Source organism: Taibaiella helva, from assembly GCF_003545695.1.
Taxonomy (GTDB): Bacteria; Bacteroidota; Bacteroidia; order Chitinophagales; family Chitinophagaceae; genus Taibaiella; species Taibaiella helva.
In genome coordinates, this window is sequence record NZ_QUZZ01000001.1 from 51,908 (window position 1) to 74,128 (window position 22,221).

26 protein-coding genes are annotated in these 22,221 nt (G+C 47.0%); 7 read left to right on the plus strand and 19 right to left on the minus strand.

Features of this window, described 5'->3' with window-relative positions:
* The first annotated feature begins 10 nt into the window (after nt 1-10).
* Nucleotides 11-649, plus strand: a complete 639-nt coding sequence (locus tag DZC79_RS00235; RefSeq protein WP_118949539.1) for a LuxR C-terminal-related transcriptional regulator — start codon at nt 11-13, stop codon at nt 647-649.
* Here DZC79_RS00235 and DZC79_RS00240 read toward each other — a convergent pair.
* The gene (locus tag DZC79_RS00240; protein WP_118949540.1) at nt 625-1,413 is read right to left on the minus strand and encodes a HEAT repeat domain-containing protein; all 789 of its coding nucleotides are present in this window, start codon (nt 1,411-1,413) and stop codon (nt 625-627) included. The two genes, DZC79_RS00235 and DZC79_RS00240, sit on opposite strands and share 25 nt — an antisense overlap.
* Before the next feature lie 478 nt (nt 1,414-1,891).
* Here DZC79_RS00240 and DZC79_RS00245 point away from each other — a divergent pair, with 478 nt between their 5' ends.
* Together DZC79_RS00245 and DZC79_RS00250 are read left to right on the plus strand one after the other, a co-directional pair.
* Entirely contained in the window at nt 1,892-2,659 is a 768-nt protein-coding gene (locus tag DZC79_RS00245) for a sensor histidine kinase (protein ID WP_198666713.1), read from the plus strand.
* The gene (locus DZC79_RS00250) at nt 2,652-3,296 is read left to right on the plus strand and encodes a response regulator transcription factor (RefSeq protein WP_118949542.1); all 645 of its coding nucleotides are present in this window, start codon (nt 2,652-2,654) and stop codon (nt 3,294-3,296) included. The genes DZC79_RS00245 and DZC79_RS00250 overlap by 8 nt, the downstream gene beginning before the upstream one ends.
* A 157-nt stretch (nt 3,297-3,453) precedes the next feature.
* Here DZC79_RS00250 and DZC79_RS00255 read toward each other — a convergent pair whose 3' ends face one another.
* From DZC79_RS00255 to DZC79_RS00335, 16 genes are all read right to left on the minus strand, one after another.
* Complete coding sequence (locus DZC79_RS00255; protein WP_118949543.1) at nt 3,454-3,906, minus strand: carboxymuconolactone decarboxylase family protein; 453 nt, start codon at nt 3,904-3,906, stop codon at nt 3,454-3,456.
* 75 nt (nt 3,907-3,981) lie between these two features.
* On the minus strand, nt 3,982-4,554 hold the full coding sequence (locus DZC79_RS00260) for a Crp/Fnr family transcriptional regulator (RefSeq protein ID WP_118949544.1): 573 nt from the start codon (nt 4,552-4,554) through the stop codon (nt 3,982-3,984).
* Nucleotides 4,551-5,030: a CYTH domain-containing protein gene (locus DZC79_RS00265; RefSeq protein WP_118949545.1), complete on the minus strand. Its 480-nt coding sequence runs from the start codon at nt 5,028-5,030 to the stop codon at nt 4,551-4,553. Before DZC79_RS00265 ends, DZC79_RS00260 begins: the two co-directional genes overlap by 4 nt.
* Nucleotides 5,031-5,035: 5 nt before the next feature.
* Complete coding sequence (locus tag DZC79_RS00270) at nt 5,036-5,395, minus strand: VOC family protein (protein WP_118949546.1); 360 nt, start codon at nt 5,393-5,395, stop codon at nt 5,036-5,038.
* 125 nt (nt 5,396-5,520) lie between these two features.
* Nucleotides 5,521-6,108 (minus strand): TetR/AcrR family transcriptional regulator, encoded by a 588-nt coding sequence (locus DZC79_RS00275; RefSeq protein ID WP_118949547.1) that lies wholly within the window; start codon nt 6,106-6,108, stop codon nt 5,521-5,523.
* Nucleotides 6,109-6,167: 59 nt separating this feature from the next.
* Nucleotides 6,168-7,220, minus strand: coding sequence for a winged helix DNA-binding domain-containing protein (locus DZC79_RS00280; protein WP_118949548.1), 1,053 nt, complete (start codon nt 7,218-7,220; stop codon nt 6,168-6,170).
* A gap of 37 nt (nt 7,221-7,257) precedes the next feature.
* Entirely contained in the window at nt 7,258-7,992 is a 735-nt protein-coding gene (locus tag DZC79_RS00285; RefSeq protein ID WP_157976822.1) for a hypothetical protein, read from the minus strand.
* Nucleotides 7,993-8,141: 149 nt separating this feature from the next.
* Entirely contained in the window at nt 8,142-8,639 is a 498-nt protein-coding gene (locus tag DZC79_RS00290) for a DinB family protein (protein ID WP_118949550.1), read from the minus strand.
* 215 nt (nt 8,640-8,854) lie between these two features.
* The gene (locus DZC79_RS00295; RefSeq protein ID WP_118949551.1) at nt 8,855-9,232 is read right to left on the minus strand and encodes a VOC family protein; all 378 of its coding nucleotides are present in this window, start codon (nt 9,230-9,232) and stop codon (nt 8,855-8,857) included.
* Between the two features lie 10 nt (nt 9,233-9,242).
* Nucleotides 9,243-9,827: a hypothetical protein gene (locus DZC79_RS00300; RefSeq protein ID WP_157976823.1), complete on the minus strand. Its 585-nt coding sequence runs from the start codon at nt 9,825-9,827 to the stop codon at nt 9,243-9,245.
* 28 nt (nt 9,828-9,855) lie between these two features.
* Nucleotides 9,856-11,409, minus strand: coding sequence for an ABC transporter ATP-binding protein (locus DZC79_RS00305; protein ID WP_118949553.1), 1,554 nt, complete (start codon nt 11,407-11,409; stop codon nt 9,856-9,858).
* Nucleotides 11,410-12,082: 673 nt separating this feature from the next.
* Nucleotides 12,083-13,138: a class III poly(R)-hydroxyalkanoic acid synthase subunit PhaC gene (phaC, locus tag DZC79_RS00310; protein ID WP_118949554.1), complete on the minus strand. Its 1,056-nt coding sequence runs from the start codon at nt 13,136-13,138 to the stop codon at nt 12,083-12,085.
* 125 nt (nt 13,139-13,263) lie between these two features.
* Nucleotides 13,264-13,653: a hypothetical protein gene (locus DZC79_RS00315; RefSeq protein WP_118949555.1), complete on the minus strand. Its 390-nt coding sequence runs from the start codon at nt 13,651-13,653 to the stop codon at nt 13,264-13,266.
* Nucleotides 13,654-13,730: 77 nt separating this feature from the next.
* Entirely contained in the window at nt 13,731-14,366 is a 636-nt protein-coding gene (locus tag DZC79_RS00320; RefSeq protein WP_118949556.1) for a hypothetical protein, read from the minus strand.
* A 29-nt stretch (nt 14,367-14,395) separates the two neighbouring features.
* Nucleotides 14,396-15,451, minus strand: a complete 1,056-nt coding sequence (locus DZC79_RS00325; RefSeq protein ID WP_118949557.1) for an agmatinase family protein — start codon at nt 15,449-15,451, stop codon at nt 14,396-14,398.
* Between the two features lie 810 nt (nt 15,452-16,261).
* Nucleotides 16,262-16,648, minus strand: a complete 387-nt coding sequence (locus DZC79_RS00335) for a porin family protein (protein WP_118949559.1) — start codon at nt 16,646-16,648, stop codon at nt 16,262-16,264.
* A 313-nt stretch (nt 16,649-16,961) separates the two neighbouring features.
* Here DZC79_RS00335 and mnmG point away from each other — a divergent pair, with 313 nt between their 5' ends.
* Both mnmG and DZC79_RS21020 read left to right on the plus strand, forming a co-directional pair.
* Nucleotides 16,962-18,830, plus strand: a complete 1,869-nt coding sequence (gene mnmG / locus DZC79_RS00340; RefSeq protein ID WP_118949560.1) for a tRNA uridine-5-carboxymethylaminomethyl(34) synthesis enzyme MnmG — start codon at nt 16,962-16,964, stop codon at nt 18,828-18,830.
* Nucleotides 18,831-19,398: 568 nt separating this feature from the next.
* Nucleotides 19,399-19,572 carry a hypothetical protein gene (locus DZC79_RS21020; protein WP_157976824.1) on the plus strand — a complete coding sequence of 58 codons (174 nt, stop codon included), beginning with the start codon at nt 19,399-19,401 and terminating at the stop codon, nt 19,570-19,572.
* Here DZC79_RS21020 and DZC79_RS21025 read toward each other — a convergent pair.
* Nucleotides 19,535-19,831, minus strand: a complete 297-nt coding sequence (locus DZC79_RS21025; RefSeq protein WP_157976825.1) for a hypothetical protein — start codon at nt 19,829-19,831, stop codon at nt 19,535-19,537. The genes DZC79_RS21020 and DZC79_RS21025 overlap by 38 nt on opposite strands.
* 33 nt (nt 19,832-19,864) lie before the next feature.
* Nucleotides 19,865-20,623, minus strand: coding sequence for a J domain-containing protein (locus DZC79_RS00350; protein ID WP_118949562.1), 759 nt, complete (start codon nt 20,621-20,623; stop codon nt 19,865-19,867).
* A 290-nt stretch (nt 20,624-20,913) separates the two neighbouring features.
* Between DZC79_RS00350 and DZC79_RS00355 the strand changes: the two genes are divergently transcribed.
* Together DZC79_RS00355 and DZC79_RS00360 are read left to right on the plus strand one after the other, a co-directional pair.
* Nucleotides 20,914-21,861 (plus strand): IS1595 family transposase, encoded by a 948-nt coding sequence (locus DZC79_RS00355; RefSeq protein ID WP_118949563.1) that lies wholly within the window; start codon nt 20,914-20,916, stop codon nt 21,859-21,861.
* Nucleotides 21,833-22,204, plus strand: a complete 372-nt coding sequence (locus DZC79_RS00360; RefSeq protein WP_157976826.1) for a hypothetical protein — start codon at nt 21,833-21,835, stop codon at nt 22,202-22,204. Before DZC79_RS00355 ends, DZC79_RS00360 begins: the two co-directional genes overlap by 29 nt.
* Nucleotides 22,205-22,221 lie beyond the last annotated feature (17 nt).

Consider the following 22,221-nt stretch of genomic DNA (forward strand, 5'->3'; position numbering starts at 1 on the left):
TTCTGGTCTAATGAACATTCTGTTGATCGACGGGCATCGTTTGTTTTCCGATGCATTAAGACACCGGTTGCTGGCCCGGCCCGATATAGAGAAAGTGTACATCAGCGATGAGCTTTGCTTTGCCCTGGAGCCTTATCTTTCCGGCATCGACATTGTTATCTGCGATATGAACGAGCCGAGGATGAGCGGCCTGCAGGTAATCGGGATGCTGCGCAGCAAGCTGAAAGATCAGGTACATATCGCTGTGGTATCGGGTATAACCAACCTCCCCGCCATAAAGCAGGCGCTGACCGCAGGCGCCGATGCTTTCGTTTCGAAAAATGCGGATACAGACGAGTTGCTCGAAGCCATCTACACGATTCAGGCCGGCAGACGGTTTATCAGCCGCAGCTTACGAGCGCATTTTCTTAATGCTGTTTACCGGGAAGAACAAAACGGCCCATCGCTCACCAATAAGGAAAAAAGTATCATGAGGGAGCTTTGCGCCGGCCACACGATCAAGGATATCGCACAGGAAATGGGCGTCAGCCCGCACGCCGTGCAATATCACCAGCGCAATATCCTGCGCAAGCTCAACCTCAGCCGAACGGCCGACCTTATTGTTTATGCTGTGCAAAATGGTATCTATTCCTCCTTGTCGGACAGCTGAATGAGCCCGTCGAAGCAGGCGGCAAGATAAGCGCGGGCATCCTGTGTCGACATAGCGGCAAAGTTGCGGTAACGGTGATGCACCGATAGGATTTCTGCCAGCGCTTTTTGTACCAGCTTCCGGTTTTCCCAGTCGAGCAAAGCCAGGGCCACTTTTTCAAGGCAGCCTTTTTTATAAGCGATCTGCCCGATCACATGCACCAACGTATTGCTTACGCGTGCGGTAGTATCCCATTGCAATTCTTCCAGCAGGGGCAATATGTCCTCTGGGTGGGTTCTTCCCCTCAGCTCGATGCCGTGACAGATCTCCCGCCGGATCTCTTTGTCGGGATGATGCAGGTATTCCCTGGCCCAGGCCAGCACAGGAGCCGGGTTTACCTGCCCCATTTTCTTCACCGAGCCGATGACCGCGTTGCGCACGATATGCGCCGGATCCAGCAAGCCCTTATCGAAAAAAGGACGCATCTGCCCGAATTCTTTTTTTCCGATCTCCCCGGCTGCATTGATCACCGTCTGCCGTACTTTATCATGGGGATGCTCCAGGAGACCGGCAAGCAGGCCTGGAAGAGTATGCTGCAGGTCCGCAGCAGCGAAGTAGATTCTTCCTGTTGCGGTATAGGCTGCTTTACGGATATAGGTATCGTTGTCGGAAAAGTAGAGCACAACCGGCACCAGGTTTCTGTAAAGAAAGGCTTCGTGCAGCTCGTGGCTGATATCGGCTGCCAGCGCGGCGCGTTCTTTCTTCTCCAGGTCGTAAAAAGCCATAGGATGGGGAATTACGCTGCAAAAATAAAAGGATCAATGGAAAATAAAGTGCAGCCGCCGCTATCTTTTCAAGAGACACATCTTTGTGGCGCATTGCATTGGCTTCCTGTCCGGGGCAGTATTTACATGGCGCACCTATAACAACAAAGCAATGCCGGGATAACCTGAAAAAATAAACGCCGGTCCAGAGCGAACCGGCGTTCTTTTTCGCCGCTGATAGGGTTTGCGACGCCGGGCGTTGGGACCCGGACCCTTTCTTTGTCGCTAACCTCCGATGCAATAACAGAGAATCAGGGGCGTACTTACTTTTGAACCAATCCATTTTAACCAGATCATCCGATCAAAACAGGAAATCAAAAGTCTGAAATCCGCTCCACATAAGCAATCCCCATTTTAAAGGGGGTACCAAAGTGGGGTTTGAAATTCCGTTTGGCCAGCCTACTTTGCGGACGTAAATGAGTATGGTAAAATGATGTACATGATCATCCTGCTGCTGTCAGGATGCGTATTGCTGTTGGCTTTGCTATTGCTGCGCTCTGGCCGGCGCCGGAAAAAGGAGCGCCTGCAAAACCAGGCAGGGACACCCCGGAACAACGAACAGCATTATGAGCAGGAACTGCTGCGTAGCCGCCTCGAGGTACAGGAACAGGCGCTGCATCATGTCAATACAGAGATCAAAGACAATATAGGGCAAGTGCTCACCGGTGTCCGGATGAAGCTGGCGGCACTTTCGGAACGTATCGATACCAAGGAGGAAGCCGATACGTTTTCAGAGGTGGTTTCGGGTATGGGAAAATCGATCAGGGACCTGCGGAACCTGGGCCACCTGCTCGACCCGGCAACCATTGAGAAGATCGGTCTGCTTGATGCTGTAGAAAAAGAACTGGCATTTGTGTCTTTAATTTACCACCTTCACTGTACCTTTACCTATAGCGGGCAATGGCCGGAACTGAAGGCGGAAGAAGACCTGCTGCTGTTCCGCATGATACAGGAGTCGGTCGTTAATGTGCACAAGCACGCTGCGGCTACCGCGGTCAATATCCATATCTGCTTTGCTTCGGGCGTGCTGAGCCTGATGATCGCCGACAATGGCAGGGGTATGGATCCTGAGCTTTGCCGGGATAGGGGATACGGCTTGCAGCATATCGAGGAACGCATAAGGTTGCTTAACGGCAGCCTCGACATCATAACCCAACCCGGTGAAGGCACAACCCTGGTGCTCACCTGCAAACTGAAACATGAGTAAACAATCAAAGATCACCATTGCCATAGCCGACGATCATACCATCATGCGGAATGGCCTTGCCGAGCTGATCAAAACACTGGGCGCTTATGACGTGGTGCTGCAGGCACGGAACGGCCGCGAGCTGCTCGAACTGCTACAAACCAGCACCCAGGTTCCCGACATCTGCATTCTCGATATCAATATGCCCGAGCTCAACGGCTATGAGACCACTGCGCAGCTGAGACAGCTTTACCCGGCAATAAAAGTAATGGCTCTTTCCATGTTCGACAATGAATTCAGCATCGTCCGTATGCTGCGTTCCGGCGCCAAAGGTTTCCTGCATAAAGGCGCCGATCCTGATGAATTGTCCAACGCCCTGCAAACCCTCCACACCGAAGGTTATTTCCATACCGAGCTGATGCTGATCAATTCGCTGAGAAAATCGAACAACTGGCAAACGATCAATATCACCGACCGCGAAACCGAATTCCTGAAGTATTGCTGCTCCGACCTTTCCTATAAAGAGATCGCCGACCTGATGAAGGTAAGTCTTCATACTGTGCACGGCTATCGTGACGCGCTCTTCCTCAAGCTCAGGCTGAAGAGCAGAACAGCGCTCGCTATCTACGCGCTCCGCACCGGCGTGGTCACCGATTAGCAGTGGCAAGCGTGTACCAACGCCAGGGCTTCCCTTATTCCACAAAACGGCCGACGAGCTGTATGCCCAGCTTTTCTGCAATACGGGCCGATGCTACATAGCCTTCCATCATGGAAGCAAGGCTATGCATTTCGCGCTATTTCATAAAATTGCGGGTTTACTGTACCGGCACTTCCGGCGCGGGCATCATTCCGGTGCTGATCCCTATCCGGTTCCAGGCATTAATCACCGTAGCCGCGATGATGACTTCCGCCAGGTATTGCGCACCAAGCACTTCCAGCGCTTTTTCATAGGTAGCATCCGATACTTTTTGCTGGATCAGCGTTATCTCTTCGGTAAGCGCAAGAATGGCTTTTTCTTCTTCTGTAAAAAATGGTGTTTCGCGCCAGGCGTTCAGCGCATAGATACGCTGCTCCGTTTCGCCCAGCCTGCGGGCATCGCGGCTGTGCATGCCGATGCAATAAGCGCAGCCGTTGATCTGCGAAGCCCGGATTTTGATCAGCTCCTGGTGCAAAGGTTTCAGGCTGGTTTGCTTCAGGTAAGCGGCGAAAACAGCCATGGCTTTATAGCCTTCCGGAAGCACAGCGGGGATTTTGATTCTTTCTTTCATAGATCGCATTGGTTTTTACAGCGCAAAGGTCGAAGCGCCTCTGCTTTAAAAACTTAATCTATTTCAAGAAAGGAATCAGGTTTTGCCTGCGCGGATCTTGCTAAGGAATTCGGGGGTAAAGCCCAGGTAGGAGGCGAGCATATATTGTGGTACACGCTGCACAAATTCAGGGAACGAGCGGTTGAAATGATGATACCGTTCTTCTCCGGAAAGGTCGGAAAAGTAACGGCTGCGCTGTTGCTCGGCAGCCGCGGCCCTTAAGAGGATAAGGCGGAAATAGCGTTCCAGCGCAGGTATCCGGCGAAATAATTTTTCCTCTCCGCGCCTGTCCCATACCACCAGGGCACCGGCTTCTGTCGCCTGCAGGTAAAACTGCGAGAGCTTTTCGCTGGTATAGGCCACAAGGTCGGTGATCCACCAGTTATCGATACCGAACTGCACCGTCTGTTCCACACCTTTGTCATTGACATAATAAAGGCGGCAACAGCCTTTGCAAATAAAATAATTGCTATGGCAAAACCGGCCTTCTTCCAGCAGGTGCTCTTTCCTTTTAACGATACGAAGTCGCAAGGTCTCGGAGAGCACATCCTTGTCAGCCGCAGTCAGATCGATATACCGCTCCATATGTTGAAACAGAGCTTCCATCATTTTTCTGCAGTCCAGTCTTTAAAGGGATGCCGGGACAGTACGGCATTGTAATAGCGTCGCTCCCCGGTCACCTCTGCTCTTACCCATTCCGGCAACGCAAATGAAGCATCCTCCGATTCCAGCTCCAGCTCGGCTACAATCAGGCCTTCGTTCTCCTCAAGAAAGACATCTACCTCCCAGGTACGGCCGCCATGTGGCACCTTATACCTTATTTTGCTGATCCGGTTCTGTGCAAATCCGCTGAGCAGCTCGCCAGCAGTACCAACAGGAATCCCGCATTCGATTTCTGTACGCGAAGCGCCTGTGGTAATCCCCTTCACGGTGAGCCAGGCTCTTTGTCCTGCAATCCTTATCCGCACCGTCCTTTCGGGATCGGTGCAGATATAGCCCTGCAGCAGCAGCTCACCCTCCGGCTTGGGTAAAGCCATCCAAAGGTCCATATCAACGAGGAATTTTCTTTCGATCTCTGTTGCCATAAGATTCAGGGCAAATTACAACTAATCTCCGCCATTATATCGCCCGGGATATGAAAATAAAAGGCAAAGCTGTTCCGGATACGTGCCGGTGGCCGGGCGACAGCGGCGCCGTCGGCGACCAGGCGTTCGTAAAGGGCGGTAACCGCTGCGGTATCGTCGAGTATGAAGCCGAAATGAAAATCGGCGGGATAGGGTCCTTCATCATCGCTTAAGGTAGTAAGCACAAGGATAAAGCTACCCGCTCCCTGCAGTACAGCAATCTTATCGCCCTTCATCTGCAGGAGCTCAAAGGCAAAATAGCGGTTCATAAATGCTGCCGTTTGCGCCACATCCGGCACCGGCAGACTGAGATGATTCAGTGTCATAATAATAAACGAACGTTCGTTCTTTTTGCATTCAAAATTTCAGCAGCTATTCCACAGCAAGGGATCCGTATTATACCGGATCATGATGCCGCACTTTAGCTGGTTTTCATGCGATGTGTATGTTATCAGGGCTCCAGTGCCTTCAGTACCAGGCGAAAAGCCTGCTTCAGCTTATGATCGGTAAGGGCAAAGGGTTTGCCGGACATGCTGCTCTGATCCATATGGAATTTAAGCAGGGTATAGAAAGGCCCGTATGCCATGGCCCAGAACACTTCGGGCGTCAGATCGGCTACTTCTCCCCGCTGCACCGCGTGGTATACGAACTCCTGCATCGCGCTGCGAAAACGGTTCTCGCGAATATCCTTATGCCTGATGAGGGGCGAGTTGCGAAACTGCTCTGCAAAGAGAAAATACAAAGGATATTCCTTCGAATAGCGGTAACGGTTTTTCCATTGTATCCACAGGCCTTCTTCAAAGTGCATCCGGGCATCGAATCCTTTTAGCGTCTCGCGGTTAAAGACTTCCTCTACATAAAAGAAAAGTTTATTCAGCAGGTCTTCCCTGCTGTCGTAGTAGATGTAAATGGTAGAAGGGGACAGTTCCGCCGCTTTCGCCAGCTTCTGCATGCTCAGCCCGTGAAAGCCTTCGGCCACGATCATGGCAATGGCCTGCTCCCTGATGGCGGCTTCTTTATTTTCATCTTTAGCTCTCATGTCGCAAAGATAAACGAATATTCGTTCTTTTAAAAAATTTTGATCTTCGCTCTCACATCTTATGTATAAAGAAAGCGGCTGTATTTCCTTATGGCAGTATCTACCTGCTTGCGGCGGGTTTCCGAAAGGGCGCCAAAGGGCTCGACAGCTACCGCTACCGAATCTTTTTTGAGGCTGCGTTTCCAGGTACCTTCAACTTTACCGCCGGCAATAAGCGTGTTGCTGAATAAGGGATTGCCCTGGCGGGCAATCATCTCGTTTCCCTCAGGCGTCATCATCAGCGTACGGTCGGCATAAGCAACGGTGTACTCGTCGTAATTGGGTAACAGGTAAACGGCATTAGCGGCAGCGGATAAAGATTTCGGGATCAGCCAGAAGTCTTGTCCACCAAGGCTTACGCGCTCCATCTCTTTTGCTGTCATCTCTATACCCTTCCTGGCCTGGGAAAGGCTCAGCCCGCTCCACCAGGAATAGTCCTTTGCCGTAGCGGGACCATGGCTCTGATAATAGCGCCGTGTAAGCTGAGCCAGCGCTTCTTCATTGCTGATAGGAGCAACAGCGGGAACACGTTCTTCCAGCAAAGCATAGCCAATCTGCTTTCCTATACGCGGACCATTACAGATCAGCCCTTCTAATTCTGCGTGCAGCAATATGTTCCCGAGCCGCAGATCATCGGTCCTGATTCCGGCTTTTTCAAGAGCTGCTTTTATCGCCGGTCTGTCCTGGCTTTTGCCACTCAGGATACGTTCCATCACTTTATGCGCTTTGCTGAAGATCTTCTGGTCCAGTTCCTGCTGGCGATAGTAGGTTTGTGCATAGGTGTGTATGCGGGGCGCGGTAAGCTGCAGCATCCAGCGGATATCGGCAGGCGCTGCCAGATGCCAGGTGGGACGCAGCACATGCGTGCGCACCAGGGCGCCGGAATCCAATGCTTCTTCGATGAGCGCGTCTGTAGCTGATTGCAGCCGGAGCCCCACTGCCCATTTGCACATGGCATAGTCCTGTGCCTGTACCGCACCCATCCAGGATACCAGTTCCTGCGGTGTTCCGGCTAAGGGTTGCAAGATATGCTGGCACTGCAGCCGGTAATGCAAAAGTGTTTTTGCAGTCATGAGTAAGCCGGGTTTTTCCGGGACCTAAGATAAGGATTTACCGAACCACTACATTTTTCAATAGCCGGCTTTGCCCGACAAAGGCAAATGATTTTCCACTGAAAGTATGGATCTCGTAATTATAGCAGACAACTTCCATCCATACGCCATAATAACGTTGGTTGCCGATCCAGAGCCAGGAGTTGATGGGCGGCCTGTTGCCAAAATCGTAGGAGACTGTTCCTCCGGAAGGCCCGGCAAGGTTGGTATGCGTCAATCTCATGTTACTATCGTAGACAATAAGGTAAGCCGCATCAGCATGGTGCAGGTTACTGTTGTCGAAGGTAAATGTAAAGTTGCCGCTGATCGTTATTGTGTCAGGCAGGCTACCCGTAAATTGCGGAAAGGTGGTATCGGGTACCTGGCTAATGGCTGGTACATGAGCATTTCCTGTAGCAGACCAGGTATTGGTTCCGGTGGCAATCCACAGTGCAGGATCGCTGTTCATGTAGAAAGCATGGGGCGGATCGTATGTAAGGGCAATATTATTGAGCCGTACGTCTCCACCATAGGCGCCGATGCGCCCGTTGCTACCCAAGAAAGTTGCCGTGTTCCATACTTTATTATCGATAACGATAACTTGCGTACTATCCCGTAATATCCTCCGTTCCCGGTCGGTAATCAACACACCGGTTACCGGGCTGATGTATGCCGGATAAAGATAACTTGCTTTCGTTCCCATCAGGCCATCATAATCAAACGGAACCGGTACGCTGCCCACAGTTGAATCCATAGAGCCAATAGTGGGTATATCAACCGGATTTTTACTGCAACCGGCTGATATACCTGATAGCAAAACAAAGATCAATGCTTTCCATTTCATGATAACAATATGTTGATTGTATTATAGAAACGGAAGCACAAGCGATATATTGCAATAGATCAGCGCTCCCAGAAGAAAGGCGGCTGGATACCCAGGGCGCGCAGGTATACATAACCTTCACCACGGTGATGGATCTCATTGTCTATGAAATAAAGCAGAGAAGCATATACGGTGTTCTCGTATTGACCAAAGGCCTTATCCACTTCATGAAAGCGCCCAGGCTTTATCTGCGGCCAATACTCTTCGATAATCTCCGTTACCTGGTCCCACAGCTTTAATACGCCGGCTTTATCTTTCGGAAAAGCGTCCTCTTCTCCGTGCATCAGCGTTTTCCATTCCCCGGTAGCAATACCTCTTACGCCGCCTGCAGCGATATCGACCAGTTCATGCACCATAGCGGAAAAAGTGCGCATACCGCCAATAGAAAAGGTAAAGAGCTGGTCTTCAGGAAAGGCTTCGATCACTTTGCGGGTAAGACCGCGATGGCCCTGCCAGTGTTGCAGCATCTCTTCTGGAGTAATGATAATTGCCGGTGTGCTTACTGTGTTGTTTTCCATTTTTCGTTTTTTTATTTGATAATACAAAGTAAGCGGGCCTCACTGACAACCCTATGTCAGTCGCTTTTCCACCGGAAAAATTTTTTTTAATCTATTTATCCGGCGCCAACTTATAAAGAAGTCAAGTTTTTAAAACTTGACTTCTTTATCATAAACGAATGTTCGTTCCTTAAAGAAAAAATTTTCTGGAATACAGCCTCACCTTATACTATCCATTAATCTGCTACGGTAATGATATAGCCGTTACAATCGCGGATACGGAACTCGCGGCTGCCATAAACACGCTGCACAATATCTTCGACGATATCGGCGTCACGGGCTTTGACTTCAGCATAGTAATCATCGATATCCGGTATCCAGATAATGAGATCGGCGCTCATGGGATTGAACTGCGCATTAGTCTTGAATTGTCCTTCGCTCGCTTTGGCAAAGTGGATCTGGAAGCCGTCGCGGTGGACCATGGCATAGACCGGGGGGTCGAGGAAATAGTCAATAATGCTGAAACCCAGCTTGTCGCGATAATATTCGGCGGTTTGAACCACATCGGGCGCCACCAGCTGGGGCGCTATACCGATCACTTTTGCTGCAGTCATAGCGAAATATTTAGAGAAAGGTGAGCGATAGTTTTTTCAGTTCGCCTTCGTCGATACGCCGGTTGTGGTTGGCATCGAAAAAGAGCACCAGGTAAAATTCAGCAACACCGGCATCCCTGAACAGCTTGCGCTCGCCATCAATGAGGAATGCTTCTACAGTCCAATCGAGGGTAAGCCAATCGCCCTGCTGGCCGGCAATATCAACGCGTTTATCCCGTTCATCAAAATAATAAAGATAATGATGCCCTTCAGGATTGAGCATAATGTAGGGATAACCTTCGGGGTACGCGGCCATGCCACTTCCGGGGCTCAGGTAAGGTACTGCGGACAAGGCTATGCCGGGATAGGCTTTATCCAGCCAAGCTTTATCCCTAAAAGCAGCCACCTGCAACGCATTAGCAGTGTCTTCGCTATACCGCGGGCTGTGAAACCGTATGGTGAAGGGCTCCTTTTTCAGCTTCACCGACTCCTCGTTGTTGAGCGCGATCTTTTTCTCTCCCTGGATGAGGAACATTTCCTGTGCCTGGCCAAAGGCCATTTCCGCGGCAAGGAGTAGCAGGCAAATGGTTACAAGCTTATTAATGTGGAAAACCATGGGATATGCTTAAAAATAGATCCGCTATTTACAGTCCAGGCACAGCATCCAGCAATCTTCTTGTATAAGGTTGGGCGGGGTGTTCCAGTATTTTTTGCGTCGCTCCCTGCTCTACAATCTTTCCTTTCTCCATTACGATCACACGGTTGCTGATCCTTTTCACTACGGTAAGGTCGTGTGTAATGAACAGGTAAGTAAGCGCCATCTGCTGCTGCAGCGAAGCCAGCAACTCCAATATCTGTTCCTGTATCGTTACATCCAGCGCCGACACACTTTCATCGCAGATAATCAATCTTGGCTGTACAGCCAGGGCACGGGCAATACAGATACGCTGGCGCTGGCCGCCCGAAAACTCATGTGGGTATTTGTGCCGCGAAGCGGCCGGCAATTTTACCTTTTCCAACAGGTCTTGCACATAATTATCCACATGTTTTCTATCCGTAATGCCATGTACGAGCAAAGGTTCGGCCAGGGCATCACCTACTCTGATCCGCTGGTTCAGCGAAGCATAAGGATCCTGGAAAATGATCTGGATATCTTTGCGGAGCCGGCGCCATTGTGCCGCATCAAATTGGGTAATATCCTGTCCCTCAAAATAAATATGACCTTCTGTTGCCGGCTGAAGGCCCAGGATGCTGCGGCTGAGTGTACTTTTTCCACAACCGGATTCTCCCACAAGACCCAGCGTCTCGCCGGGATAAAGATCGAAGCTGACCTGGTCGACAGCGGTAAAGCTGCTGATGGTTTTCCCCAGCCAGCTGGTTTTTTCCGGATAACGTATGCACAGCTCTTTTACGGCCAGCAAGGGCTCGCCTTTACCCGTAGATTCCGGCGCATGGGTATGCTCGTTCACCTGTGGAAAAACGGAAACCACTTTTCCTTTTTCCAGCACAAGATAGTCGTCGGCCAGGGCACGCGCCAGGGCAAGGTCATGAGTGATGAACAGGATAGCCGTGCCGTACTCCTGCTGCAGCGATCGCATGAGCTGTATGATCTCTTTCTGGACGGTTACATCCAATGCTGTAGTGGGCTCATCGGCGATGAGCAGGGCAGGGTGGTTGCACATCGCCATGGCAATCATCACTCTTTGTTTCTGCCCTCCGGAGAGCTGATGTGGATAACGTCGTAACAAACGCGCGGGATCGGGCAGCTTTACTTTTTCAAACCAGGATAAAGCCAGGCGACGGGCTTCCTTTGTAGATAAGTCCTGGTGCGCCCTTATGGATTCGATCAGCTGGTAGCCAACAGTCTTGACAGGGTTAAGCGCAGTCATCGGCTCCTGGAAGACCATACCTACTGCCTTTCCGCGTACCAACGGCCAGTCCTTTGCCTGCAGTGTGGTCAGCTCGCCGGCGCCTTCCAGCTGCAGGCTGCCGCTGATACGGGCGTTAGCGGGCAGGAGCCCCATCAGGGCCAGGGAAGTAACCGATTTGCCGGAACCGCTCTGACCGATAAGCGCCAGCGTTTTACCGGGAGCCAGCGAAAAGGAAACTTCCTGCACGGCGTCGAAAGGCTGCGGGCCTTCAAAGCGGATGCTGAGCCGGTTGACAGTGAGGCAGTTTTTTTGCGGGGTGGCGATCATGGATCCAAAAGTAAAACCTTTTGGCCTGGAAACATAGGACCTGGCCAGCGGCTCTGTTTTGGGTGGTAATCCACAGCCTTAATTTTAATAATTTATTTTTTTAAAAAAAGGATGACTACTATTAGGGCTGTGAATATGGTGGAAACTTTTTTCTGTGCACATTGGATTTTTCAGGAAGAATGGTATTCCCCGTTTTTTCCACAAGTGTTTATTTGACGAAAGCCTTGATTTTACTGGTATTTTCAAAGTTATTCCTTGTTGTGGATCGAAAACAGGAGGGATAACCTTTTGCCTTGTGAAAGTTGAATATCCTGTAAAGAGAAGATGAATTTAAAGTGAAGAAATCTTTAACCATACGAGCCAAATTTATTTTTAGTTTTTATTGAGGAGGTTTTAAGAAGGGTTTAACCGGTTTCCAACAACTTTTCAGGCGTATTTGTGGGTAAATAAATGGAAAAAAGAGTGGTAAAGAAAACATGGCGTAACAATTGCTTAATACACATTGCGGTGTGCAAAAGCAGGTGGTTTACCGGGATAAGCTTATCTATTGTAAGATAGAAGGCTTTTTAAAGTGGGGGAGGAAAAGAAGAGCTGCTCACCAGGTGTGGGCAGCTCTTCTTCCATTTCAGTTTTTATCAGCATAGGATTACCCAGGTGATTGTGGATAACCTGTTTATTTGCTTCTTTCAATGGTCCAGCGGGCAACAGCTGGTGCAAGGTCCTTTTGTGATTTGGTGCCTACGAACACGCCGATATGGCCGCCGGGAAAGGGAATTTCCTGCTTGTCTTTGGAGCCGATCCTGGACATTACAGCCTTGGTGCTGTCGTTGGGGATAATGTTGTCGCCTGTCGCATAAACATTGAGGTAAGGAACATTCATGTTCTTGAGGTTTACCTTTTCTCCGCCCAGGCTAAGCTCACCTTTGATCAGCAGGTTGTCGCGGAAGAGATCTTTGATGTATTTGCGGTACATTTCGCCGGCAATAGCGGGCAGATCTGATTTCCAATGCTCCATGCGCAGGAAGTTGAGCAGCTTGTCTTCATCTTCGAGTGAATCCATAACGCCGATGTATTTGCTGATATTCATGGAAGGCTTCAGCATACTAAAGGCGGAATCGATCATTTCGCCCGATATTGTGCCCACACTATCGACCATAGCATCTACGTCGATGTACTTGGCCCATTTGTAGAGCATATTTTCATTTTCACCAAAATCGAAAGGGGCTACATAAGTAGTGAGGCTCTGCAGCTTCTGGGGATAACGGCTGGCATAGATCATGGAATAGGTGCCTGCCTGGCAAATACCCTGCTTGTGGATCTTAGGCACTTTATGTTTCCTGCGGATAAAGTCGACCGCGTCGTTCATATAGCCGTCGATATAGTCTTCCATGGTTAGGTATTTATCGGCCTGGGTGGGATAGCCCCAGTCCATAATATAGATATCCAATCCTTCTTCGAGCAGCTTTTTCATCAGGCTGCGGTCAGGTTGCAGGTCGAGCACATCGTGACGGTTCAGCATGGCAAATGATACAAGCACGGGTATCTTGCTTTTAGCAGGCGTTTCACGCAGGTAGTGATAAAGCTTTACCTTATCCTTTTGCCACACCAGCTCTTTTGGTGTTGTCGCGACGGACACTTCCCTGATGTTTTTTAAGGTTTCATAGCCTTTTGCCAGTTTTTGCGTGGTGGAGGTCAGTTCTTCAAAAAGACCGGAGGGATTGAATGTCATAGATGTTTGTTCGTTTTTTATAATATGGTCAACTTAGGAAAGTTAATCATTTTTCATGAGATGCTGCAAAATTAGCGGAATTGGTATTGACAGGAGAAGAGCTAACAATTTGTTAGCCCTGCGCCTTAGCGTTTCAGTTCCAGCGATATGCTGTTGTAACCGTCGGTGCTTTCATCTGTTCTCTGTGAAAGGCTTATCCTGCCTGGTGCGGTAATTGCGATCTTGTAGGCCGCTTCGTTTCCGAGGTGAATAAAATTGCCTTCGGTTATGCTATAGTCAAGTGTATCGCAATTGCCTTTATAGCGGACAATCGCTTTGCCGTTTTTTTCAAAGCGGATATAATCGCCGGCCTGGCCTTTGATCTTGTGAATAGCTGTTCCCGAAGCATCACGGCTGGTGTATACCTGTTGCAGTAGTTTCCAGGTGTAGCCGCTAAGCTGCAGGGTATCGGCATTGGCGGCACGGCTTTGCTGCCATGAACAAAAGAGCGTAAATAGTAAGAAGGTATATTTCATGAAGAAAGGGAAGGTATATCCTTCCCTTTAGCAAAAAACGTGCCGGAATATAAATATTATTTAATATAATAATATGATTACCAATCGGCTTTATACAAGTGCTTTTTCGCTTCGATCTGTATTTTGCAGTAGGTTTCAAAGGCTTCGCGGCTCAATTCTTCCTGCCTGGATTCGACATTGATCTGGAATAGTTTGTTGTCTTTGCAATCTATAGTGAGCACACGATGCCTCAGCATCACTTTTTTTATATCCTGCCAGGCCATTTCGCTTTTACGGCCCAGGCCGGCAATAAATACGCCTTTATCGTTAAATAGGGCCTGCCTTGCTTTTTTACCGTTTTTTTCCCAATAGTAGGCAAGAATAATGCCCAGCAAACCTGCGCTGGAATAGGCGGCGGGAAGGTACCATTTCTGGCTGAGGGAATAAATAAGTATAGGAATGAAGAGGAGGATCTCGATCAGCCTCAGCGCAAAGTTGGCCGGGCTTTGGATCACTTTTTTATTGAAGAAGATGCAGATGACCAGTAGGGCCAGACCTGCCGCGGCATAGAGCAGGCCTGTTTTATTGAGGAAGTTGAATTCTTCCTGCTTTACTGCGTTGGGCACCATCCAGGTGAACAGGCCCATAACCAAAAGCAGGAAACCGGCCATGAGATGCATGCCGGTTACCTGATTTTTCTTAACCTGTTTACCTTCCAGGAGTATTTGATACATAAGAAGAAGAATAAGCTACGCCAGGTGAATTAGCTGGCAAGAACGTTACACAGTTTATACAGGGCACGGGCGCCTACAATGGGGTCGATGCAATCGTGACCATGCGAGCCGGATGAAACTTCATTCAGGTCAAAGCCGATCACTTCTTTTCCGGCTTCCTTAACCTTCCGGAAGAGGTAGAAGATCTGTTCCAGCTCGAAGCCGCCGGGTACTGGTGTACCGGTATTGGGGCAGAGCTTGGGATCGAGCCCATCGATATCGAAGCTGATGTAAACCTTTTGGGGCAGGGCGTCGATCACCTCGTCCACAATGTTTTTCCAATGGCCGCCTTCATACTGGCGTTCTTTGATGTCTTTGTCGAAGAAGGTCCTGATGCGGTCGGGCGATTCATGAATGATCTCCAGCTCTTCATCGCAATAATCGCGGATGCCAACCTGTACGAGCTTGCTCACCTGGGGAATCTGCTCGAGCACATTGTACATGATGGAAGCGTGTGAATAGGTGAACCCTTCATAAGCTTTGCGGAGATCGGCGTGCGCATCAATTTGCAGGATGCCGAAAGATTCATGTTTTTCACTCAGGGCTTTGATATAGCCCAGGGGCGTGCTGTGGTCGCCGCCCAGGAGCGCTACCTTTTTGCCTTCGGCCAGGTATTTAGCGGCGAGATCATGAATCCAGTCGTGCATCATCTTTCCGCCTTCGTTCACTTCCTGTAGCTTGGAAAGGAGCTGCTTGCTGCAGTTAAGGGGATTGCCTTCGGAAAGGCAGCCGATAATAAGCTCGGCACAGCTGCGGAGATAATCGCTTTTGTTGCGGATGTTCTTGTCGTAGGGCAGCATGTAGTAACCTTTCTTCCAGGTGTCGACATAGTCCGAATCGTAGAGATCGACCTGCATGCTGGCGTCGAATATTTGTTCGGGTCCCCTGGAGGTACCGGGACGGTAGCTGACGGTCACTTCCCAGGGAACAGGTATAATAATGAGTTGCGAATCTTCTTCGGAGAAAGGAAGGCCGAAGATATTGTTGGATACGAGACCCGGGGAATTCGGATCGAAATTATCCAGAGCTGCTGAAGTCAGAGGCATCGAATGATTTCTTTGGTTATGCGCCGCAAAGATAGGTAAAATATATAAGGTATCCCTATCAACGGGCTCTATAGTCTATAACTGTTCTATATATGGAAAAGCCGGATAAGGGTCAAGAGGGCTTATTTGAAACTGTGGGACTTAATTATGTGCAGCTACTTTTCTATGAAATCAAAAGAAGTAGCTTCCGTTAGCAGGTGCTGCTTGAGGTAATGTCCAATGGCAATACCGTTTCGCCTGGGATAAAGGACATACTATGTGCAGCGTAGTGGAATGTTCCACGTGAAACATTAGGTCGGACCGATATGGTTTTCGAGATGGTAACTTAAAATGTGGATTACAATACGTTCCACGTGGAGCGCTTGCGGTGGAAAGTACGGCAATTAATCAACAGAGAGTATGAAAAAATAATTTGTTTCCACAAAGTATGAGGAGGATTTTGTTCTCCTTTATTTGTATAAATGGAAGGTTCGCGTGTTGGAAGTGATGTTTCACGTGGAACCATGTAAACTGTAGGAAAGAACTATATGGTTCCACGTGAAACTTAAGATCAAAGGGAATAGCTGATACCCAATTGGGTGTTGAGATTGGGATTATAGAGATATGCGCCATTGCCTTCGATCGCTATATCTACATTGGAGGCCTGTCCAGATACCTGTTCATTCATTTTTACCCTCAGACAAATCTGGTAATTGACTCCAAAGCCCGCAAATATAGAAGCTAAAGGTTTGAACTGAATAGGAATATCAGCCTTTCTGGTTAGTAATTCACCGCCCGGACCACCAGCCTTGTCCTCATAATGACCGGTTATCATACAGCCCCGCTCAGGCCAGCTAAAGCATAAACAGACGTAGGTCTTTGGTTGAAAAAAGAAAACTTGGCATCCAGTGAAAGCCTGAATACCTTGGCCTTGAAATTGTTGAAAGTATAATCGGGCCGGATGCGGAACATTTCGTCTGTTCCTCCGTTACTGTAGCTTGTCGGGTTGTGCTGCAAACCGGCTTCCAGTTCCAGGCGCTTCAATATTCGATAGCCGACAAAGACCTGATTGCTGATATTGCTGGCAGCATTAGAACTATTCCTGAATGCTTCTTCATGTACCAGGCCAAGGCGATAACCGGCCGACCATTTTTTGCTTTGTGCATGAAGAGATAAGTGAAGGCCCAATAAAGACAATAGGATCAGGCATTTTTTCATGGATATTGATTTAAAGAAGTGAAAAGTAAAGGCTCCGGTTCTTAAGATACAACTGGTCCCGGACAACACCAAGTACCAATGATTGAATGTGTCCAAAAAGAAATAAGTGTATCCCTTTTCAAATAACTCATTGTTGGACCGTTTCGCAGGTAAATTATGGGCCGCGTTTACCGATCTGTTTATTGGACTGTTTTTTTAAGGATAAAGGACAGGCTTGGCGATACGATCGGGGCTTCCGGTACAGACCGGTCACATGCATTATCTTTTGTACCTTTGCAGCCGCTCTATATAAATAAGGAGTGATGATAAGAAGATGTTTCCTGAATATGATGTTATCGTAGTGGGCGCCGGACATGCCGGGTGTGAAGCCGCAGCCGCGGCTGCCAACATGGGCAGCAAGACCCTCCTGGTTACCATGAATATGCAAACCATTGCCCAGATGAGCTGTAACCCGGCCATGGGTGGTATCGGCAAAGGACAAATTGTGCGGGAGATCGATGCTATGGGTGGCTACAGCGGTATCGTGAGCGATAAAAGCATGATACAGTTCCGGATGCTGAATAAAAGCAAGGGACCTGCCATGTGGAGTCCGCGTACACAAAACGACCGTATGCTGTTTGCTCAAACCTGGAGAGAATTGCTGGAGCAGACGCCCAACCTGGATTTCTGGCAGGATATGGTAAAAGGCCTGCTGGTTTCCGATGGCGCAGTAAAAGGTGTGGTCACCGGTATGGGACAGGAGATAAAAGCTAAAGCTGTAGTGCTCACCAATGGTACCTTTCTGAATGGTGTGATCCATGTGGGGGAAAAGCAATTCGGAGGCGGCCGTATGGGTGAAAAAGGCGCCAGCGGCATTACAGAACAGCTGGTAAGTATGGGCTTTGAAAGCGACCGTCTGAAGACGGGCACCCCGCCCCGTATCGACGGCCGCAGCCTCGATTATACTAAAATGGAGCTGCAGCCGGGAGATGATGAAATCGTCGGCTTTTCGTACAGTAATATAGAACGCATCGCCCCGGCGCAGCAACGCCATTGCTGGATCACCTATACTTCACAGGAAGTGCATGATATCCTGAAAACGGGCTTTGATCGTTCACCTATGTACCAGGGAAGGATACAAGGCAGTGGTCCCCGCTATTGTCCCAGCATCGAAGACAAGATCAACCGCTTTGCCGATAAAGACCGGCACCAGCTGTTTGTGGAGCCGGAAGGTTGGAATACCGTAGAGATTTATGTGAACGGCTTCAGCACCTCGCTGCCTGAGGACGTGCAGTATAAAGCGCTGACCAAAGTTCCGGGCTTTGAGCAATGTAAATTTTTCCGGCCGGGCTATGCCATCGAATATGATTATTTTCCGCCTACCCAGCTTAAGTTTACCCTTGAGACCAAGCTGGTGCGCAACCTGTTTTTTGCGGGCCAGATCAATGGTACCACCGGTTACGAGGAAGCGGCCTGCCAGGGCCTGATCGCAGGGATCAATGCCCACCGGAACGTGAAAGACCTGGAGCCTTTTGTTTTAAAAAGAAATGATGCTTATATCGGAGTGCTTATCGACGACCTGATCCATAAAGGTACCGATGAGCCTTATCGTATGTTTACCAGCCGTGCTGAATTCCGGACGCTGATGCGCCAGGATAATGCCGATATGCGGCTGACAGAGATCAGCTATGCTATGGGACTCGCAGGAGAAGAGCGGATGCAGCGTGTTGCTGAAAAAAAGAACGCAGTGAGGGAGATCCGGGATATTTTACAGCAATCAGGTGTTGAACCGGAAGAAGTGAACCCGCTTTTGGAAAAAAAAGGCGTTTCTACCCTAAAAGAGCGTCAAAAATTGCAGAAAATACTGCTAAGGCCCGACATTTCGCTGGAAGAAATGGTGCTGTACCTGCCATCGGTACAGGAAAAGCTCAGTCGTTTCAAAAAAGAAGAATTAGAGCAGGCCGAGATCCAGGTAAAGTATGAAACTTACATAGAAAAGGAAAAAGAAATGGTCGCCCGGATGAGCAATATGGAAGACCTGAAAATTCCCGATGCGTTCAATTATGAAAAGATACAGGCCCTCAGTACTGAGGCCCGGCAAAAGCTGAGCAAGATAAGGCCGCATACCCTGGGCCAGGCCAGCCGTATTTCGGGAGTCAATCCCAGCGATGTGCAGATCCTGCTCGTGTATATGGGACGATAGTTCGGGGACATTTTCGATTTAAAGGAGTTACCCTTTGGTGACTTCTTTTGTAATAATGCAATAGAAAGCGTCCTGAAGTTTTGTACTTTCAGGCATTAACAACTACAATCATGGGAAGCAACTTTATCATTTATTCGCTATTGATCATCTTCATTGGCGCCAGTTCGGCTGATTACATTTCCAGGCGCAAGAAAGGATATTTTATCAAGAACGGTTATGCAAAATGGGCCATGGGCAGGGTTGCGATTTTGTGTATTATTATTGCTATCTGGTATTTTGCTATCAAATAGTGGATAATCAAGTAATGATAAAGATCTGGTACAGGGGCCGCCTACCGTACTCTATGATTATGACTACCTATTTAAAAACCATTGCGAAAGCAGTGGTTTTTATGGCACTAACCCGAAATGATACACAAGAATAAATTGTAATATAAAACTAAAAAGTAAAGACTACCCAATTCGAGTAGTCTTTTTTGTCACTTAAAAGTATGTGGATTGATTAAACGTAAACCAAATGATTAAATAAGCCGATCCATAATAATAAGAGAGGCTAAAATTTTTATTTTATGTCTACTCCTGAAAATGAAAAAGATCCTCAAAAAGAAGGTTTTGAATTAAAAGCAGTGAAAAAGATAATCGCAATACTAGAAGCTCAATTAGAAAGTAATATACCCGATAAAATAAAAAATGAAAAAATAGAGCTTATTCGTTTGGCAAAAGAGATATATCAATTAAGGTAATTAAACCAGCTTTTGACATTGCTAGATATTCAGAATCTGTTGGAGAATTTGTTTGCCGATTACCGAAATCTGTAACAAAATCTCTTATGAAAGTATTTACTGTATTGGATATAAATGGTAATTGTTTAATTGGATATTCTGCTGAATAAATATCTACAATTACGTCCCCTAACAATTGAGATACTTCACTTTCGTCATTAGATTGAGATACTCTATCTAATTTAGAGGATATTATCCTTTTTCGATCTTTTTTGGTCATAACATTTATAGTTTAATTGGTTAATAAAATTAGTTAATATTTTGGACTAGGAGATTCATTCTTTACTAAATCTTCAAGCAATTTTATCTTTAGAAATCTAGCTTCTTCTCGATTTCGGGCATGAAATATTCTTTTTTCATTAATGTAAACATTCGCTCCTACTGGTCCGCAATCTTTACTAAGCTTCACTAATAACTGTTCTTGTTGCTCTCTCGTAAGAGTATCTGGTAATGTTTCACTTGGATCAACACTATTAATAGTTTTCCCTTGAGAAGCACTATAGTAGGAATAATACACAGCTCCGAATATACACGGATCATGTTCAACAGGTTCAGAAGGAAGAGGAGTAGGAGCAGGTTCTAGATTAGGTGTGATAGCAGGTGTAGAATTGATTTGGGCTTGATAAGCACTTTGTTTATCTCTTTCGACAACCTCGTGTGTAGCTTGTCTCATGAAAGTAGCTAAAAGCATTACCACTACTATTAACCCAATAAGCCATCCCATCCAAGAATTACTTTTCCTTACTGGTTGAGTTGGTTGTGGAGGAGGAAGTGGTGTTTCAGGGATTTTAAAGCACAAATCATAATACTTGTCAAACTTTAATCTCTCAGATGGATCGCTAAGTATCTTATATGCTTCCTGAATTTCCTTGAATCTCTCTTCAAAGTATTTGTCTCCTAGATTTAGGTCAGGATGGAATTTCTTTGAAAGTTTTTTGTAAGCTGCTTTAATTTCTTCGAGAGTAGCATCCCTACTTACTCCAAGAATCTGATAATAATTCTTGATTTTCATTTTTGGACGTTTACGAGGGTTATGGTTAAAAATTACGTGGCCTTTTCTAACTCTGCCTCGATAGCCGTCCAAAGCTTTAAAACAGGAGTATAGTAAGTACCACGCATGTGAGCACTTGGTCTATACACTCTCTGTTTTGTGTGAATTTTGGACGTTCTCGAGACAAGAGGTATTAACTAAGTTAATTAGGTTGTATATAGGTTGTGATTACTCTATAGGCATCATTATTTTGGTCAAATTTAAGAAAACTTATACTATCCTTCACTCGTAAATTCAATGTCAGCTCTATTATGAAGCAGTTCAAGAGTTTATTAGATTTATTGAGGGCGTTTCCAGACGAGAGAGCATGTGAGGAATATTTAGTGGAATTGAGGTGGCCTGATGGTGTAAAATCACCATTTGATCCAGAGAGTAAAGTTTATAGATTAAAGGGCGGAAAATTTAAATGTAGAAACACAGGTAAGCGATTTTCTTGTAAAGTTGGAACTATCTTCCAGGATAGTAATGTACCATTGACTAAGTGGTTCATAGCTCTATTTCAGCTGTCAAATAATAAGAAGGGAACCAGTTCACATCAGTTGGCAAAAGATTTGGATGTTAAGCAAGAGACAGCATGGCATATGTTACATAGATTGAGAGATTCTTTTGAACAACCATTGTTCATCTCTAAATTAGACGGAATTATAGCTGTTGATGAGTGCTATGTTGGCGGGAAAAACAAGAATAGGCACAGAGATAAGAAGTTTGATTATTCCAAGGAGCTGGATAAAGAATGCCCTGATAAGATAGCTGTTTGGGGAGCGATTAGTGCAGATGGTAAGGTAAGAACAGTGGCTATTCCGGATGTTAAAAAACACACGCTACAACCCTTGGTATATGAATATGTGCGAAAAGACAGTACTGTAGTTTCAGATGAATGGAAATCCTATAAGGGGATATCGGAGAGTTATTGGCATGAAACAGTAGATCATGGTAAGAAAGAGTATATGAATGATAATGGATTCACAACCAATAAAATAGAGAATTATTGGAGTGTATTAAAACGAACAATCAATGGTACGTATAATAATCATATATCGAGAAAACACATACAAAGATACTGTAACGAAATCTCCTTCAGATTCAATACCAAGGATATGTCAACACAAGAACGCTTTGATATGGTACTAAGGAACTGTGAGGGAAGATTAAGTTACCAACAGGTAGTGTATGAAAACAAAACAAGGTTTAACTATTAACTTTGCAATTATGCAGGAAGAAATTTACCAATTGGTAGTAAAAGAAATTCTGAGGTTGAAAGAGGATGCTAATCTTCCTGAAATATTCGAGAAGTACATTTATCAACAATTAAGTGACCAGGATTTATTAGAGATCATTAAAACGGATAAAATCACCTCAATAGAATTACCACCGGGGCTTTCAAAACCAGCAGTATTAGAGCAAACAGTCCTTCTTATTGAAGCTCTACAAAAATGTGATACTTGGAAACAATTTGAAGAACAATATAGTCCTCCAGAGAAAGAAGGAATAGACTTCGATAAATTAATTCAACATTTACTAACAATTAAGCCTCCCAAATAAGGAGGCTTTTATTTTTG

What these genes read in the sequence shown, in the direction of transcription:
- DZC79_RS21020 (WP_157976824.1), top strand. Translation starts at nt 19,399, where the DNA reads ATGTCTACTCCTGAAAATGAAAAAGATCCTCAAAAAGAAGGTTTTGAA.
- DZC79_RS00360 (WP_157976826.1), top strand. Translation starts at nt 21,833, where the DNA reads ATGAAAACAAAACAAGGTTTAACTATTAACTTTGCAATTATGCAGGAA.
- DZC79_RS00260 (WP_118949544.1), bottom strand. Translation starts at nt 4,554, where the DNA reads ATGATGGAAGCTCTGTTTCAACATATGGAGCGGTATATCGATCTGACT.
- DZC79_RS00325 (WP_118949557.1), bottom strand. Translation starts at nt 15,451, where the DNA reads ATGCCTCTGACTTCAGCAGCTCTGGATAATTTCGATCCGAATTCCCCG.
- DZC79_RS00320 (WP_118949556.1), bottom strand. Translation starts at nt 14,366, where the DNA reads ATGTATCAAATACTCCTGGAAGGTAAACAGGTTAAGAAAAATCAGGTA.
- DZC79_RS00280 (WP_118949548.1), bottom strand. Translation starts at nt 7,220, where the DNA reads ATGACTGCAAAAACACTTTTGCATTACCGGCTGCAGTGCCAGCATATC.
- DZC79_RS00240 (WP_118949540.1), bottom strand. Translation starts at nt 1,413, where the DNA reads ATGGCTTTTTACGACCTGGAGAAGAAAGAACGCGCCGCGCTGGCAGCC.
- DZC79_RS00265 (WP_118949545.1), bottom strand. Translation starts at nt 5,030, where the DNA reads ATGGCAACAGAGATCGAAAGAAAATTCCTCGTTGATATGGACCTTTGG.
- DZC79_RS00270 (WP_118949546.1), bottom strand. Translation starts at nt 5,395, where the DNA reads ATGACACTGAATCATCTCAGTCTGCCGGTGCCGGATGTGGCGCAAACG.
- DZC79_RS00255 (WP_118949543.1), bottom strand. Translation starts at nt 3,906, where the DNA reads ATGAAAGAAAGAATCAAAATCCCCGCTGTGCTTCCGGAAGGCTATAAA.
- DZC79_RS00350 (WP_118949562.1), bottom strand. Translation starts at nt 20,623, where the DNA reads ATGAAAATCAAGAATTATTATCAGATTCTTGGAGTAAGTAGGGATGCT.
- DZC79_RS00300 (WP_157976823.1), bottom strand. Translation starts at nt 9,827, where the DNA reads ATGGTTTTCCACATTAATAAGCTTGTAACCATTTGCCTGCTACTCCTT.
- DZC79_RS00245 (WP_198666713.1), top strand. Translation starts at nt 1,892, where the DNA reads ATGATCATCCTGCTGCTGTCAGGATGCGTATTGCTGTTGGCTTTGCTA.
- DZC79_RS00235 (WP_118949539.1), top strand. Translation starts at nt 11, where the DNA reads ATGAACATTCTGTTGATCGACGGGCATCGTTTGTTTTCCGATGCATTA.
- DZC79_RS00290 (WP_118949550.1), bottom strand. Translation starts at nt 8,639, where the DNA reads ATGGAAAACAACACAGTAAGCACACCGGCAATTATCATTACTCCAGAA.
- DZC79_RS00275 (WP_118949547.1), bottom strand. Translation starts at nt 6,108, where the DNA reads ATGAGAGCTAAAGATGAAAATAAAGAAGCCGCCATCAGGGAGCAGGCC.
- DZC79_RS00250 (WP_118949542.1), top strand. Translation starts at nt 2,652, where the DNA reads ATGAGTAAACAATCAAAGATCACCATTGCCATAGCCGACGATCATACC.
- DZC79_RS00315 (WP_118949555.1), bottom strand. Translation starts at nt 13,653, where the DNA reads ATGAAATATACCTTCTTACTATTTACGCTCTTTTGTTCATGGCAGCAA.
- DZC79_RS00355 (WP_118949563.1), top strand. Translation starts at nt 20,914, where the DNA reads ATGAAGCAGTTCAAGAGTTTATTAGATTTATTGAGGGCGTTTCCAGAC.
- phaC (WP_118949554.1), bottom strand. Translation starts at nt 13,138, where the DNA reads ATGACATTCAATCCCTCCGGTCTTTTTGAAGAACTGACCTCCACCACG.
- mnmG (WP_118949560.1), top strand. Translation starts at nt 16,962, where the DNA reads ATGTTTCCTGAATATGATGTTATCGTAGTGGGCGCCGGACATGCCGGG.
- DZC79_RS21025 (WP_157976825.1), bottom strand. Translation starts at nt 19,831, where the DNA reads ATGACCAAAAAAGATCGAAAAAGGATAATATCCTCTAAATTAGATAGA.
- DZC79_RS00285 (WP_157976822.1), bottom strand. Translation starts at nt 7,992, where the DNA reads ATGGATTCAACTGTGGGCAGCGTACCGGTTCCGTTTGATTATGATGGC.
- DZC79_RS00335 (WP_118949559.1), bottom strand. Translation starts at nt 16,648, where the DNA reads ATGAAAAAATGCCTGATCCTATTGTCTTTATTGGGCCTTCACTTATCT.
- DZC79_RS00305 (WP_118949553.1), bottom strand. Translation starts at nt 11,409, where the DNA reads ATGATCGCCACCCCGCAAAAAAACTGCCTCACTGTCAACCGGCTCAGC.
- DZC79_RS00295 (WP_118949551.1), bottom strand. Translation starts at nt 9,232, where the DNA reads ATGACTGCAGCAAAAGTGATCGGTATAGCGCCCCAGCTGGTGGCGCCC.